The sequence below is a fragment of the Stenotrophobium rhamnosiphilum genome (assembly GCF_003052265.1).
Taxonomy (GTDB): Bacteria; Pseudomonadota; Gammaproteobacteria; order Nevskiales; family Nevskiaceae; genus Stenotrophobium; species Stenotrophobium rhamnosiphilum.
Map to the genome: position 1 here is coordinate 568237 of NZ_QANS01000002.1, position 13721 is coordinate 581957.

General features: G+C 54.1%; 12 protein-coding genes. 7 read left to right on the plus strand and 5 right to left on the minus strand.

Going from position 1 to position 13721, the window contains the following annotated elements; genetic code table 11:
• The first annotated feature begins 45 nt into the window (after positions 1–45).
• Positions 46–945 (plus strand): LysR family transcriptional regulator, encoded by a 900-nt coding sequence (locus CJD38_RS06580; protein ID WP_107939503.1) that lies wholly within the window; start codon positions 46–48, stop codon positions 943–945.
• Positions 946–974: 29 nt separating this feature from the next.
• Here the strand turns inward: CJD38_RS06580 and CJD38_RS06585 are convergent, their stop codons facing one another.
• Complete coding sequence (locus CJD38_RS06585; RefSeq protein WP_107939504.1) at positions 975–1427, minus strand: PaaI family thioesterase; 453 nt, start codon at positions 1425–1427, stop codon at positions 975–977.
• 51 nt (positions 1428–1478) lie between these two features.
• On the opposite strand from CJD38_RS06585, the gene CJD38_RS06590 reads away from it, so the two are divergent.
• From CJD38_RS06590 to purU, 4 genes are all read left to right on the plus strand, one after another.
• Positions 1479–2258 (plus strand): DUF1295 domain-containing protein, encoded by a 780-nt coding sequence (locus tag CJD38_RS06590; protein WP_107939505.1) that lies wholly within the window; start codon positions 1479–1481, stop codon positions 2256–2258.
• A gap of 82 nt (positions 2259–2340) precedes the next feature.
• Positions 2341–3384: an SAM-dependent methyltransferase gene (locus CJD38_RS06595; protein ID WP_107939506.1), complete on the plus strand. Its 1044-nt coding sequence runs from the start codon at positions 2341–2343 to the stop codon at positions 3382–3384.
• 22 nt (positions 3385–3406) lie between these two features.
• Positions 3407–4159 (plus strand): hypothetical protein, encoded by a 753-nt coding sequence (locus CJD38_RS06600; protein WP_107939507.1) that lies wholly within the window; start codon positions 3407–3409, stop codon positions 4157–4159.
• A 58-nt stretch (positions 4160–4217) separates the two neighbouring features.
• A complete protein-coding gene (gene purU, locus CJD38_RS06605) occupies positions 4218–5090 on the plus strand; it encodes a formyltetrahydrofolate deformylase (RefSeq protein WP_107939508.1) in 873 nt (290 codons plus the stop codon).
• A gap of 66 nt (positions 5091–5156) precedes the next feature.
• On the opposite strand, the gene CJD38_RS06610 is transcribed toward purU, so the two are convergent.
• Positions 5157–6809: an AMP-binding protein gene (locus tag CJD38_RS06610; protein WP_107939509.1), complete on the minus strand. Its 1653-nt coding sequence runs from the start codon at positions 6807–6809 to the stop codon at positions 5157–5159.
• A 276-nt stretch (positions 6810–7085) separates the two neighbouring features.
• On the opposite strand from CJD38_RS06610, the gene CJD38_RS06615 reads away from it, so the two are divergent.
• Positions 7086–8180 (plus strand): strictosidine synthase family protein, encoded by a 1095-nt coding sequence (locus CJD38_RS06615; protein ID WP_107939510.1) that lies wholly within the window; start codon positions 7086–7088, stop codon positions 8178–8180.
• A gap of 61 nt (positions 8181–8241) precedes the next feature.
• Here CJD38_RS06615 and CJD38_RS06620 read toward each other — a convergent pair whose 3' ends face one another.
• From CJD38_RS06620 to CJD38_RS06630, 3 genes are all read right to left on the minus strand, one after another.
• Positions 8242–9159, minus strand: coding sequence for a bile acid:sodium symporter family protein (locus tag CJD38_RS06620; RefSeq protein WP_161554178.1), 918 nt, complete (start codon positions 9157–9159; stop codon positions 8242–8244).
• Positions 9156–10208, minus strand: coding sequence for a TauD/TfdA family dioxygenase (locus tag CJD38_RS06625; RefSeq protein ID WP_107939512.1), 1053 nt, complete (start codon positions 10206–10208; stop codon positions 9156–9158). The genes CJD38_RS06620 and CJD38_RS06625 overlap by 4 nt, the downstream gene beginning before the upstream one ends.
• A gap of 63 nt (positions 10209–10271) precedes the next feature.
• Entirely contained in the window at positions 10272–11378 is a 1107-nt protein-coding gene (locus CJD38_RS06630; protein WP_107939513.1) for a CaiB/BaiF CoA transferase family protein, read from the minus strand.
• 206 nt (positions 11379–11584) lie between these two features.
• Here CJD38_RS06630 and CJD38_RS06635 point away from each other — a divergent pair, with 206 nt between their 5' ends.
• Positions 11585–13651: a phosphocholine-specific phospholipase C gene (locus CJD38_RS06635; RefSeq protein WP_107939514.1), complete on the plus strand. Its 2067-nt coding sequence runs from the start codon at positions 11585–11587 to the stop codon at positions 13649–13651.
• Positions 13652–13721 lie beyond the last annotated feature (70 nt).

The following is a 13721-nucleotide window of genomic DNA, read 5'->3' on the forward strand; positions in this document are numbered from 1 at the left end:
TATTATTCAATCTCACAGATTTACTAATTAATGTGAATTAAATTCATGTCACAATCTCCCTTAGAAATCCGTCACTTGCAGACGATTCTCGCGCTTTCAGACACAGGATCGCTGGCCAAAGCCGCAGATCGCGTGTTCGTAACGCAGTCCGCGCTCTCGCATCAGCTCAAGGCGCTGGAGACGCATTACGGCTCGCCATTGTTTGAACGCAACACCAAACCCTTGCGCTTCACACAGGCGGGCGCGCGACTGTTGGCACTCGCGCGCGAAGTGACTTCACTCACCTCAGACGCCGAGCGCGAAATTTCACAATGGGTCTCTGGCCGCAGCGGCGAACTGCGCGTTGCCGTCGAATGCCATACCTGTTTCGACTGGCTGATGCCAGCGATGGATGCATTCCGTGAACACTGGCCCGAAGTCGAACTCGATCTCGTCAGCGGCTTTCATACTGAACCGATCTCATTGGTCGAAGGCAGCACAGCAGACTTCGCCGTAATTCACGATAAGCCTGCTGCACGTGCAGGCATCGTCACCGAACATCTTTTCACCTACGAGACTTTGGCGATCCTGTCGCCCAAACATCCGCTCGCAGATAAACCTTTTCTACAGCCCAAAGATTTCCAATCAGAAACGCTGATCAGTTATCCGGTCGATGACGAAATGCTCGACGTCGTTCGCCACTTCCTCGCACCTGCACGCATCAAAGCCAAGCGTAGAAATGTAGAACTGACCGTAGCGATTCTGCAGCTCGTTGCAAGCGGAAGAGGCATCGCCGCACTTCCAGAGTGGAGCGTGAAGCCCTATCTGGATCGCGGCTACGTTGTTGGAAAATCATTGGGGCCGAATGGCTTAAAGTGCGAACTGCACGCAGCGATGCCAGAGAGTCTCGCCAATAAACCTTATATGCGCGACTTCATTTCGAAGGTGCGGTCTGTTTCGCTATAACGCGTGTAGATGACAGACCGCCTTCGACACTAGCTGGGCTTACGTGCGTTTGCGCGCAGCTGATAAATGCCGCTGCTCGTCGCGACGGTCGTGCCGTCAGCGGTTTTAATCTCGCCTTCCAATACAAACTCAGCCTTACCCTTGGCATCCGCCTCGGCTTGCAGTTCGGCGATGCGCGCGTCGCTGATGCTGATCTCGATGGTGACATCAGTAGTCACTGGTTTGAGGAATTTGATGGTCTGTTCGCGCACGATGGGGAAATAGCGGGCGACATCGAAACTGGAGAGGAACAACGCGCCGCCGGGGATTTCGGCGAGCGTGTACAGCGCACCGGCGTACATGGTGCCGATGTGGTTGCCGTTGCCTGCAAAGGGCATCTGGCATTTAACCCGGCCTTTTTCGAGTTCCAGCACCTTGAGGCCGGAGCGCTCAACGAACTTGATGCCGGTTTCCAAAACTTTTTTCGCTTGGTTTAAATCCATTTTCGTGTTGTCCTCGTATTGTCTATAAGCAAGTTTAACGATTTGAGACCTATGAGCCCACTAAACGCCTTCTGGATCAGTGTTGTGATTGTGGTCAGCGCCAAGACCGTGGCCTGGCTGATGCAACTACGCACCCGTAACGCAGGGCTGGTGGATGCAATCTGGGCGTGGACACTGGGCGGGTTGGCTGTGTTTTATGCGACCGTGGGTAGCGCACCGGAAAGCACACGTACCGTGCTTGGACTCATGGGCGGACTCTGGGGTCTGCGTTTGGGCACGCATCTGTGGCGGCGCAACTACGGCAAGCCAGAAGACTTTCGCTATGCCGAGTTCCGCGAGAAATGGGGCTCACGCGCTAACTTCAATATGTTCTGGTTCTTCCAATTTCAGAACATCTTCACGCTGCTCCTCTCTGGCAGCGCTTTTATCGCGATTGCGTATCGGCCCGATGCGCCGTCTTCACTTGCGATCGTTGCGGCGGGCCTGATCTGGCTCCTATCCGTGATTGGCGAAGCGATCGCGGATTCGCAGATGGAAGCGTTTCGGAATAACCCAGCCAATAAAGGCCGCGTCTGTCGCGAAGGCTTATGGCGTTGGTCGCGACATCCCAATTATTTCTTTGAGTGTTTGCATTGGGTGGCGTATTTGCCGCTGGCACTCAGTGCGCCATGGGGTTGGACCTCGCTTGTCGCTCCGCTGGTGATGGCGTTTTTGCTCACCAAGCTTTCAGGCATGCCGATTCTTGAAGAAGAAATGGCAAAGCGGAAACCGGGTTATGCCGATTACATTCGAACAACCAGCGCGCTGATTCCCTGGCCGCCAAAAGACTGAATTCGACTCTTGTTCCCTCTCCCCACGACAGTGCGGAGAGGGAGCTTAAAGACACACCACACTTTCATTACTGACTAAAAACATGAACCCAATCGATCTCGTAGAAAAAGGCTATGTCCCCGATGTGCTCACTCGCGCAGCGATGCGCAAGTTGATGGCGCAGCGTTTGGTCGATGAGTCTGCAGGCGATGGCGAAGAACGTTCGCGTCGCTTTAACGATTTTCTGGATGAGCTACGCGTCAGCCCGATTGCGGTAGAAACAAAAGCCGCCAACGAACAACACTACGAAGTGCCCGCAGAATTCTTTCATCTGCACCTTGGCCCTCGCCTCAAATACTCCTGCGCGCTTTACACCAACGGCAATGAAACGCTGGCGCAGGCTGAGGAGAAAATGTTTTCGCTCTATGCGGAGCGTGCGCAACTCAAGAATGGCTTACGCATTCTTGATCTGGGCTGTGGCTGGGGCTCGCTGTCGCTATGGCTGGCAGAGAAATATCCGAACTCACAGATTGTTGGCCTCTCGAACTCTCATGGCCAGCGCGAGTTCATCATGCGCCGCGCCAAAGAACGTGGCTTTAATAATCTGACCATCCTTACTGGCAACATTGTCGATTTCGAAATCCCTGCCGAGCAACTGCAATACGGTTTTGATCGCGTGATGTCGATTGAAATGTTTGAGCACATGAAGAACTACGGTCTGTTGCTCAAAAAGGTTTCGCGCTGGATGAATGCGGATGCGAAATTGTTTGTTCATATCTTCGTGCACAAGCTTCTCGCCTACCACTTTGAAGTAAAGGACGGCAGCGATTGGATGAGCCAGTACTTCTTCACCGGCGGCACTATGCCTAGTGAAAATCTGCTGCTGAATTTTCAAGACGATGTGAAACTCCAGCAACAATGGTGGGTCTCAGGCACGCATTATGAGAAAACCTCCAACCACTGGCTGGATGGCATGGATGCCAAGAAAGCCGAGATCATGAACGTCTTCCGTGCAGGCTATGGCGAGAAGGATGCCGTGATCTGGTTCAATCGCTGGCGCATGTTTTATATGGCCGTGGCGGAATTGTTCGGCTATAACAAGGGCAACGAATGGGGCGTGGCGCATTACCTGTTCAATAAACGCTAAAAACTAAGAGTTCAGAATTCTCATGCTCAAAAAAATATTAGCCGTGCTATTGCTCGTTAGCGCCCTGCCCGCTTCAGCAGCAGGCGATGAAGTGCAGCGCTTTTATGGCTACGCCTATGATCAGAAGAGCGGCAAATACCTCTATACCGAAGTGCATGAGCAGCGCTCAAACGGTGATCGCTGGCTTGGCGGCACGATGAAGTACTTCGATGCGCAGGGAAAACAGATCGGCAATAAGACGTTGGATTTCTCCAAAGACAATTACATCCCGCTGTATCACCTCGTCCTCAATCGCGATGGTTTCGAAGAAGGCATTAGCGCCATCACTGGCGATAAGGTGGAGATTTTTAAGCGCAGCGGCAGCGACAAACCAGTGGAACGCAAGCAAGTTGATCGGGCCGCAGCGATGGCTGCTGACTCCGGCTTTCACGCTTATATCCGCGCCAACTTTGCTGAATTGATGGCGGGCAAAACCATTGCTTTCAAACTCGTGGCTGCTGGCAATCTCGACGCCTTTAAATTCCGCATCAAGCGCATTGAAGACGGCAGCTTCGAGAGCGCACCGATCGTTCGCTTTCGTGTGGAGCCCGATTCCATGCTGCGTTTTGTGATTGACCCGCTGGAACTCAGCTACGAAGCCAAGACGCGCAAACTGCTGGAATATCGCGGTATCTCTAACGTGCATGACAGCAGCGGCAACCCCTATGTCGCGCGCATTGCCTACTACAGTAAGCCTCCCGCAGACGCGCCAAAGACCCTGCCGCCGCTGCAATAGTTGGCCTTAGACGAGCGCTTGGGCAGAATAGCCGCCCCATCGCCGTCTATGTGCCGCCGTGACTACCCAGCCTGAAACCACCGCCCGCCTGCTGATTACCTGCCCGGATCGTCCCGGCATCGTTTCGGCTGTCACTACTTTTTTGTATCACCACGGCGTGAATATCACCGAGCTGGATCAGCATTCGTCTGATCCCAGCGGCGGCAAATTCTTTTTGCGTTTGGAATTTCAAACGCCAACGCTAGATGTTTCGATCAGCGCACTGCGTCAGGCTTTTGGTGATGTCGTCGCTAAACCTTTCGGCATGCAGTGGCACATCACACAGGCCAGTGAGCGTCCGCGCATGGCGGTGCTCGTATCCAAGCATGATCACGCGCTGATGGAATTGCTGTGGCGCTGGCAACGTGGAGAGTTGCAGGTCGATATCCCGATGGTGATTTCGAATCACGCTGACCTGCGTGCGGCTGTCGAGAGTTTTGGCGTGCGCTTTGAGCACGTGCCGGTGACGGCTGAAACGCATGCAGAGGCTGAAGCAAAAATGCTGGCGCTGCTAAAAGATCAGACCGACTTCATCGTGCTCGCACGTTATATGCGTGTGCTGACAGGTGATTTCGTTTCACATTATCCCAGCCGCATCGTCAATATTCATCACTCCTTCTTGCCCGCATTCGCAGGTGCTGATCCCTACCTGCAGGCGTATAAGCACGGCGTGAAGATCATTGGTGCGACGGCGCATTACGTGACGGCAGAGTTGGATCAAGGCCCGATCATTGAGCAAGACACCGCGCGCGTTTCGCATCGCCATTCGATTGGCGATCTCAAACGTTTGGGTCGTGATCTCGAACGTCAGGTTCTTGCCCGCGCCGTGCGTTGGCACGTGGAAGATCGTGTGATTGTAGATGGCAATAAGACGGTGATCTTTGCGCAGTAATAAATAACGATGCTCACAAACAGAAATGCCGCTCAATGAGCGGCATTTCTGTTTAAACGGTGTGCTTTATTCCCAACCAATCTTGTCGCGATTCTGCGCGTGCTTCTCGATCAGTGGCAGGAAGCGTTTTTCAACTTCATTGCGCTTGACCTTCATCGTCGGCGTCATCATGCCGTTGTCGATGGTCCAGCTCTCTTTGAGGATGAGGCACTTGGCAATTTCTTCGTGCGGTTCGAGCGTTTCGTTGACGACTTTCATATCTGCAATGAGGCCGGCTTCAACATCGCCACGTGATTTCTTCTGCGCTTCTGGTGTCAGCGTCACGGTCATGATCGGCTGCGTCAGACCAGTACCGACAAAACACATCTGGTCGATATCCGTGTTGCGCGCCAGTGAGCCTTCAATTGGTGCTGGAGCAACGTACTTGCCCTTGAGCGTTTTGAAGATGTCTTTCACGCGACCGGTGATGTAGAGATAGCCTTCTGCATCAACGCGACCTTTGTCGCCGGTGCGCAGCCAGCCATCAGCGGTAAACGTTTCGACGGTTTTCTCGGGCTCTTTGTAATAACCGGCCATCACGCCTGCGTGCTTGTATTGAATCTCGCCTTCTTCCGAAATGCGCATATCTGCGCCCGGCATCGCGCGGCCTACTGAGCCAAAGCGATTTGCTTTAGGCAGGTTGGCGGTTGCGTAGATGCTGTTCTCGGTCATGCCGTAGCCTTGCAGCACGGTGAGGCCGAGTTTTTCGAACCACTTCATCAGTGGCATCGGCATTGGTGCAGCGCCTACAAACATATAGCGCACGTTCTGCAGACCAGCGCCGGTCTTGATCTTTTTCTTGATGAAGCTCGACAGCAAAGGAATCTTCAGCAGGCGTTCCAGTTTTTCCTGTGGCAGCTTTCTCAACACGCCACCTTGAATGCGGCTGTAGACCAAAGGCACGCCGAAGAAACGCGTTGGCGCCACTTCTTTGAGCTGCTCTGCGAGCTTCTCGATGTTCTCGTTGAAGTAAACCTGCGCGCCGAGATAAATGCTGGCAAGTTCCAATGCGCCGCGCTCAAACATGTGCGCGAGTGGCAGGTAGGAGAAGAATTTCTCAGTGCCGACTGCTGGCATGGTTTTCATCAAACCCATCGTGGCGAATGCCATGTTCTCGCCAGTGATCATCACGCCCTTGGGATTGCCCGTGGTGCCTGAGGTGTAAACCAGTGTTGCGAGCTGCTTTGGATCTGGCGGCGTGTAGCCGGAGAACGGCTCGCTCTTCTTCACCAAGTCATCCCACTGGTGATCGCAGGCAATGCCGAGATCAGCGTAAGGGAAACCAATCTTGAGAATGCCTGCTGGCAAACCCTTTGCAAAATCATCCGCGTCTGGCATCGGGCCGATGAAAACGACCTTGGCTTCGCAGTGATTCAGAATGTATTTAACGGCATCTACCGACTGCTTCGGATACAGACCGACGCTGACGTAGCCCGCCATGCTGATGGCCAAATCCGCGAAGAACCAATGCGCGGTGTTACGGCCTGAGATCGCGATGGCCGTGCCAGCCGGAAAGCCCAGCGACTTGAGCGCGGTGGCCATCGATCGCACTTGGGACTCTGCCTCTGCCCAGGTGTAGCTTTTCCACGCGCCATTGACGGGCTGGAACAACCAAGGGGTGCTCGGGCGCTCTTTGGCCCACTGCATCAACATTTCGACTGGGTTTTTTTGCGTAGACATCTAGCCCCCTAAAACAATTATTTTTGATCCGCTTTTAAGCGACCTGAATTTGAGCAGAGCATCTTAAACAAATGCCCGAGGTTTAGCTCCACGGCGTTCCCGGTAAATGAGGCTTATGTCCGGCTCTGTCATGATCTAGCATGGGTTGCTTGTTAATTGTCTTATAAATTAAATTATAGTAAACATTTAGTAACAGTTATCGCAGGCACAATAGCGCTCGCGGAACCGTAGATAAACATCACACGCTCAATATAGAGTGCATGCAGAGGGGAGCATATGAAAGCATTAATTTCGGCCTTGGTACTCGTAGCCGTTGCCGCCATTTACCTACTGTTTTGGCCAGTGCCAATTCAGCCACAGGCGTGGACACCACCGCCTGCCCCCAGCCTCTCCGAAGGCCCATACGCCTATAACGAGAAGCTCAAAGACATCGAACGCATGGCCGAAGGCTATGGCGTCGGTCCTGAAGGCATCAATCTGGATAGCGAAGGCAGCGTCTATGCGGGCTTCGCCAATGGCGACGTCGTGCGCTTCTCGCCTGACTTCAAGAATCAAACCAAACTCGGCAACACCGGTGGCCGCCCTCTCGGCCTTGGCGTTGCGGATGACGGCAGCGTGTTTATCGCTGACGCCATCAAGGGCTTCATGGTCAACAGCGTCAAAGGTGTTGATATCGAAACCATCAGCACAGAAGCCGATGGTCAGAAATATGGCTTTGCTGATGATGCCGTCGCTGGCCGCAGCGGCATGGTTTATTTCACCGACGCTTCTGACCGCTTTGGTTACGGCAATCACATGTCCGACCTGCTTGAGCATGGCGCCAATGGTCGCGTGTTCTCATACGATCCCAAAACCCAAGAAGTGAAAACGCTGATGAAGGGCGTGCACTTTGCTAACGGCGTCGCGCTGGGCCCAGATGAGGCTTACATCTTGGTGAATGAGACCAGCGAGTACCGCGTGCTGCGTTACTGGCTCAAGGGCGAAAAGGCGGGCACGCAAGATGTATTCATCGACAACCTGCCTGGCTTCCCAGACAACATCAGCTTCAACGGCGAAAACCGTTTCTGGGTAGCGCTCGTCGCGCCCCGCGATGCCATGCTCGACAAGACGCTGTTGCCTGGCAATGAATGGCTGCGCAAAGTGGTTTATCGCCTGCCTAAGTTCCTGCAACCTAAACCCAGCTCACTCGCGTTTGCTTTGGGTCTTGATCTCAATGGCAAGGTCATCGCCAACCTGCAATACGAAGGTAAAGGCGCTTATGGCCCAATCACCAGCGTGCGCGAATATCGCGAGTGGTTGTACTTCGGCAGCCTGACGGACACCGCGATTGGTCGCTTGCCACTTAATAAGGCGATTGCGGGCGTGCCTTAATCTCGGCGCGCTGTTCGTTTCAGAGCCCAGACTTTTGTCTGGGCTTTTTTGTTTCTGTGATTTATCTGTAAACGCTGCTCGCTGCTGGCCTTCTTCTGGCCCAAAGCCAAGCCAACACACCACCAGTGCCCAACTGCCACACACCCCACCAACCTAAAACCAAAATCATATTGGTCTGTGTAGGGAAATAGCTGAACACCAACGTCAGGCCCAGCGCCGTGTTGTGAATGCCGGTTTCAAACGTGATGGCGCGACGCTCACCTTCGGAGACGCGAAACAAAGCGCCGACACCATAGCCGCTGACCATTGCCAACAGGTTATGCAGCAGCACCAAGACGAATAGCGTCGAGATCACGTGCAGGAATAGTCGACCGTTTGCAGCGAGTGCGACGACTACAAATCCAAAGAAAACGATCAAGCCAAAACGTCGCAGCGGCATCAGCAATCGTTTTGCGAGTTCAGGCTTTTTGCTTGCTAAGGTCATGCCTGCAAGTAGTGGCAGCATCAGCGCCACGGCAATCGTCATCACCAGTTCAAGCGCAGGCACGCGAATCTCTTGCAAGGCCGCTTGCGTTGCGGGATGCAGACCACCTAACAACGCGAAGGTGAGCGGCGTTGTGATGGGTGAGATCAAACTGGAAATCGTTGTAGCGCTCATCGACACCGAAGTGCGTCCACCACTCCAATGCGTCAACAAATTCGACATGTTTCCGCCGGGACAGGCCGCAGTCATCATCAAACCCAGCGCCAAACCCGGTGAAGGATCTAAAACCCAGATCAAGCCAAAGGTCAGCAGTGGCAACACCAACAACTGTGAGAACAGTGCTGCAAAAACGGGCTTGGGCTGCGACAGCAAACGGCGAAAGTCTGCAAACGAAAGCTCCAGCGCTACGCCAAAAATAACCAGCGCGAGAATGCCCTGCAAAACCAGCGCAGCCGCGGGGCTGAACTGCAACGTAGGTAAAGCTTCGTTGTTCACGTGCCAGTCCAGGCGACCAGCACCTCACGAGGACCATGAAAAGGCATGCGGCCATGACCGGTCGAGCGATTGTCGATCGCGAGAATATCGCCCTCATGCCAAGTCTCAATGACCAAATGTTTCCAGATGGTTTCAACCAAAATACGAACGTGGCGTGGATCCACTTCTCCACCGTCAGCATGCGTCACATGCATCGGCTGTTCCAACGACGATTTCATGCGCTGCTTGAGTGTGGTTAATGCGCTAGTCAGTGCCCAGTAAAAAATCGCACGTGGATTTTTTTGATGGCGAAGAATGTAGGCGTACTCTAACGCTGCAGCTGCAACGTGAAACACCTGCGTGTGATTGAACCACGCGGTTTCACCGGTCACCGGATGCTCACGCATCGCAACTTGATCGTTGATTAAACGAAGACGTCCTTGCGCCAACCATTCGCAGCGCAAGCCCTGCGCTTCAGCTTTACGTTCAACGAGGACGGTGTCGGTTGTGCTGAATAACTCATCCCAACGCTTGAGCTGCCAGAGATCGCGGCCCTTGGGACTGTCTGGGCCGTCGTAATTGCGGATATTGCGAACACGGCGAGCGGCGAATGTCTCACGCATTTCCGCAGGAAGATCACGCCACACTGCGCGCCAATCAACCGTTGGTGTTTCGCCATTCTTTCCCGGGGCAATGGTGCAGTGGAAAAATAATTTGCGCGGAGCTGAAGGCAAAAAGCTCATCTCGCTGTGCTGCGCAATCGGGTAAAACGGCGGCAACTCGGAAGCGGTGAAAACATATTGGCTACGCGCATTGCGTGGCGAAGTGCCGAGATAGTCGTTTTTTAAATCAGGTTCCAGCGCCATCGCGACCTGTTCAAAATCGCTGGCACCCAGCAAATCAAAGCCACGAAAACGTAGCGCGCCGTGACGCACCCATTCGATTTCGATCTGATCTCGTTGCTCGGCGATCCAACTCTTGAACGCTTCCAAAGAAACGCCCTGCCCTTCGATCACTCGAATAGGTTTGTTATTGGCTGAACGCGCGTCTGCAAAAAAGGGCTTTGTCATGGAATCACACCGTTATTGATGCAATCTTTATACAGAGCCCCCGCTGTGACTTCAAAGGGAAATTTAACTACGCAGTGCGCCGAGTACCGCTGCGTTGTCTGCACCGAGCTTTGGGGCCGGACCGCAGGTGATGCGGGGAATTTCGCCAAACTGAATCGGCATCGCCGTGGCTGGTTTGCCAAGATGATTTTCAACCAGCCCACGTGCCACGACTTGTTCGTTGGTGAGCGCTTCATCAGGCGTCAGAATCGCAGTGGTGCAGGCGTCGTGTTGAAGCAAGATTGTCTCCCACTCGTCACGCGTCTTAGTCTTGAACAACTCGGCAACTTCAGCGCGCACCGCTTCAGCGCTGGCGCCTGGAGCCATCGGCCGCTTCAGCAAATCAGCGCGGCCAATGGCAGTGCACAGCGTGGCCCAGAACTTGGGCTCCAATGCGCCAACAGCCAGATGTTTGCCGTCTGAACATTCGTAGAAGCTGTAGTTAGGCAGCGCGCCGCTCAGCATGTCGCGACCACGTGGATTGGATTTGCCCATCGCGCGAATCGCAGCGAAGGACACGACCTGCAGCGCCATCGAACCGTCGTGCATACCAACGTCGACAAACGCGCCTTCGCCTGATGTGCGTGCGCCAATCACCGCAGACAAAATGCCAATCGCACAGGTGAGTGCGCCGCCAGCAAGATCTGCGATCTGCAAATTGGATTGCGCAGGCGCGCCTTTAGCTGGGCCAATCTGATCAAGCACACCAGCGTAGCCGAGGTAATTCATGTCATGACCCGCGCGATCACGGTACGGACCCGTCTGACCGTAGCCCGTCAGCGCAGCGAAAACGATTTTTGGATTGATCTTCTTCAGTGCGTCGTAGCCACAGCCGAGCTTATCCATCACGCCGGGCCGGAACGACTCAATGACGACATCGGCGTCTTTCACCAGCTGATGAAATTTTTCGACGTCATCTGCTTTACGTAAATCCAAGGTGACTGATTTTTTGCCGCGATTCACCAGCTCGAACAAATCCGGCGAAAGCGAGCGCGCGTAATCGCCGCCATTAGGTTCTTCGATCTTGATGACTTCAGCACCGAGCTGAGCGAGATACAAAGTGCAAAACGGGCCGGGCAACAGGCGCGAAAGATCGAGAATGCGGATGCCCGCGAGCAGAGGATTGGTCATGACGGTAATTTAAAGTTTCTTTGAAATAATCTGTAGCGAAGGCTATCTCATAGCGCTTACAGGGCAAAGCGAAATAACGATTACCGTCTTTTCTGCCACCAGACCAACATTAATCGTTGCAAAGAAACTCTCATCCAGACGTCACGGAAACGTCGCTTGGCCTACCTAGGCTTCGCTCCCAATGAAGAGACGAAAGAAATTCGCTCATGGTCTCTAGCAGCCGTCGAAATTTTCTACGGCTGGCCGGCACGACTTTCGCCGCATCCATGATTCCGGAAAGCATCCGCGAGGCTCTGGCGATGCCAGCAGCTTCCGTTACCGGCACGATCAACGATGTGCAGCACGTGGTGATTCTGATGCAGGAGAATCGCTCCTTCGATCACTACTTCGGCACCCTCCACGGCGTGCGTGGCTTTGGTGATCGCTTCACCGTGCCACTGCCCGATGGCCGTACGATTTGGCAGCAGAAAGATTTATTCACCGAAATCCAGCCTTATCACCTCGACAGTCGCATCGGGAACGCACAGTCCGTAGAAAGCACGCCACATACTTGGCCCGATGCACACGCCGCTTGGAATCACGGTCGCTATGGGCAGTGGCCCTTGTTCAAGAAGCGACAGTCGATGGGCTATTACAAAGAAGCCGAACTGCCTTTTCATTTCGCGCTCGCCAACGCCTTCACGCTCTGCGACAGCTATCACTGCTCAGTGCAGGGCAGCACCAATCCCAATCGACTTTTTCTGTTCACCGGTACCAACAACCCCAGCGGAATTGGCGGTGGCCCAGCGATCAGCAACAACTACGACAAGCTCGGACCCTCTGATCAAGGTTACGACTGGACGACCTATCCCGAACGACTCGAAGCCGCTGGCGTCAGTTGGAAGATTTATCAGGACATGGCGGACAACTACGACAACAACTCGCTTGCAGGTTTTCGCAATTTCCGTGAGGCCTATGAAACTGACGCGAACTCGACGCTAGTCAGCAAAGGCCTGACGAGTACGCTAAAGAACAATACGCTGGATGGCCTCAAGGTTGATGTACTTTCAGGCACGCTGCCGCAGGTCTCATGGGTTATCGCACCTTCGGCTTATTCAGAACACGCTGATCGCTCAAGTCCTGTGCAAGGCGCTTGGTATACGCAGCAGGTGTTGGAAGCACTGACGTCCAACCCAGCAAGCTGGAGCAAAACCGTACTGCTGTTGATGTACGACGAGAACGATGGTTTCTTCGATCACGCACCACCACCTTGTGCACCTTCTGTGAATCTCGACGGCTCACGCGCAGGTGCTTCGACAGTTGATGACAGCAGTGAGCGTTATCGCGATCAAAAAATTTATGGGCCCGGCCCGCGCGTGCCGATGACTATCGTCTCGCCGTGGAGCAAAGGCGGCTGGGTCAATTCGCAGGTGTTTGATCACAGCTCGGTCATCCGCTTTCTTGAAACACGCTTTGGCGTGCATGAACCCAACATCAGCGCATGGCGTCGCGCAGTCTGTGGCGATCTCACTTCAGCGTTCAATTTTGCAACACCTAACGAAGACAAATTTCCGGCGTTACCTAGCTTCAGTAAAGCTGAAGCAGACAGCTTGAGTAGAACGCAGGAGCGACTCGACGCTGTGCCCGTTCCGACGGGCAACAACAGCACCGCGCCGCGACAACGCCAAGGCGTAAGGCCTTCACGCGCATTGCCCTACGAGCTAAGCGTTAACAGCAGCATCAATGCGCTCGCAGGAAAAGTGCAGCTGCAGTTCATCAACACGGGCAGTGTCGGCGCAGTCTTTCAGGTCTACGACAAACTACATCTTGAGCGCATCCCGAAGCGCTACACCGTTGAAGCCGGAAAAATGCTGAACGATAGCTGGAGCGCCGTATTGGATTTAGGTCACTACGATCTCTGGGTGCTCGGCCCGAATGGATTTCATCGCCATTTCCAAGGCACGCTCAACGCCTTGTCACTGCTGAATGGCCCCGCTCCAGAAATTCGCGTCGGCTACGACGGCGACAACAGCGCGATCTATGCCGAACTTCGCAACAGCGGCAAAGCGCCCTGCACCTTCATCATCAAGGCCAATGCTTACAGCAAAGAAGGCCCGTGGCGTTACACCGTTAAACCCGGAGAAACCGTCAAACCGCACTGGTCATTGAACAGCAGTGGGCGTTGGTATGACTTCAGCGTGATGGTGGATGGAGATAACAGCTACGCGCGTCGCTTTGCGGGACGCGTTGAAAACGGCAGGCCGGGAATTAGTGATCCCGCGATAGGTGGCTAACGTAGGGTGCGCCATGCGCACGCGTTCCAGACGTCAGCGCCAGACGCGTGCGCACAGCGCACCCTACAAA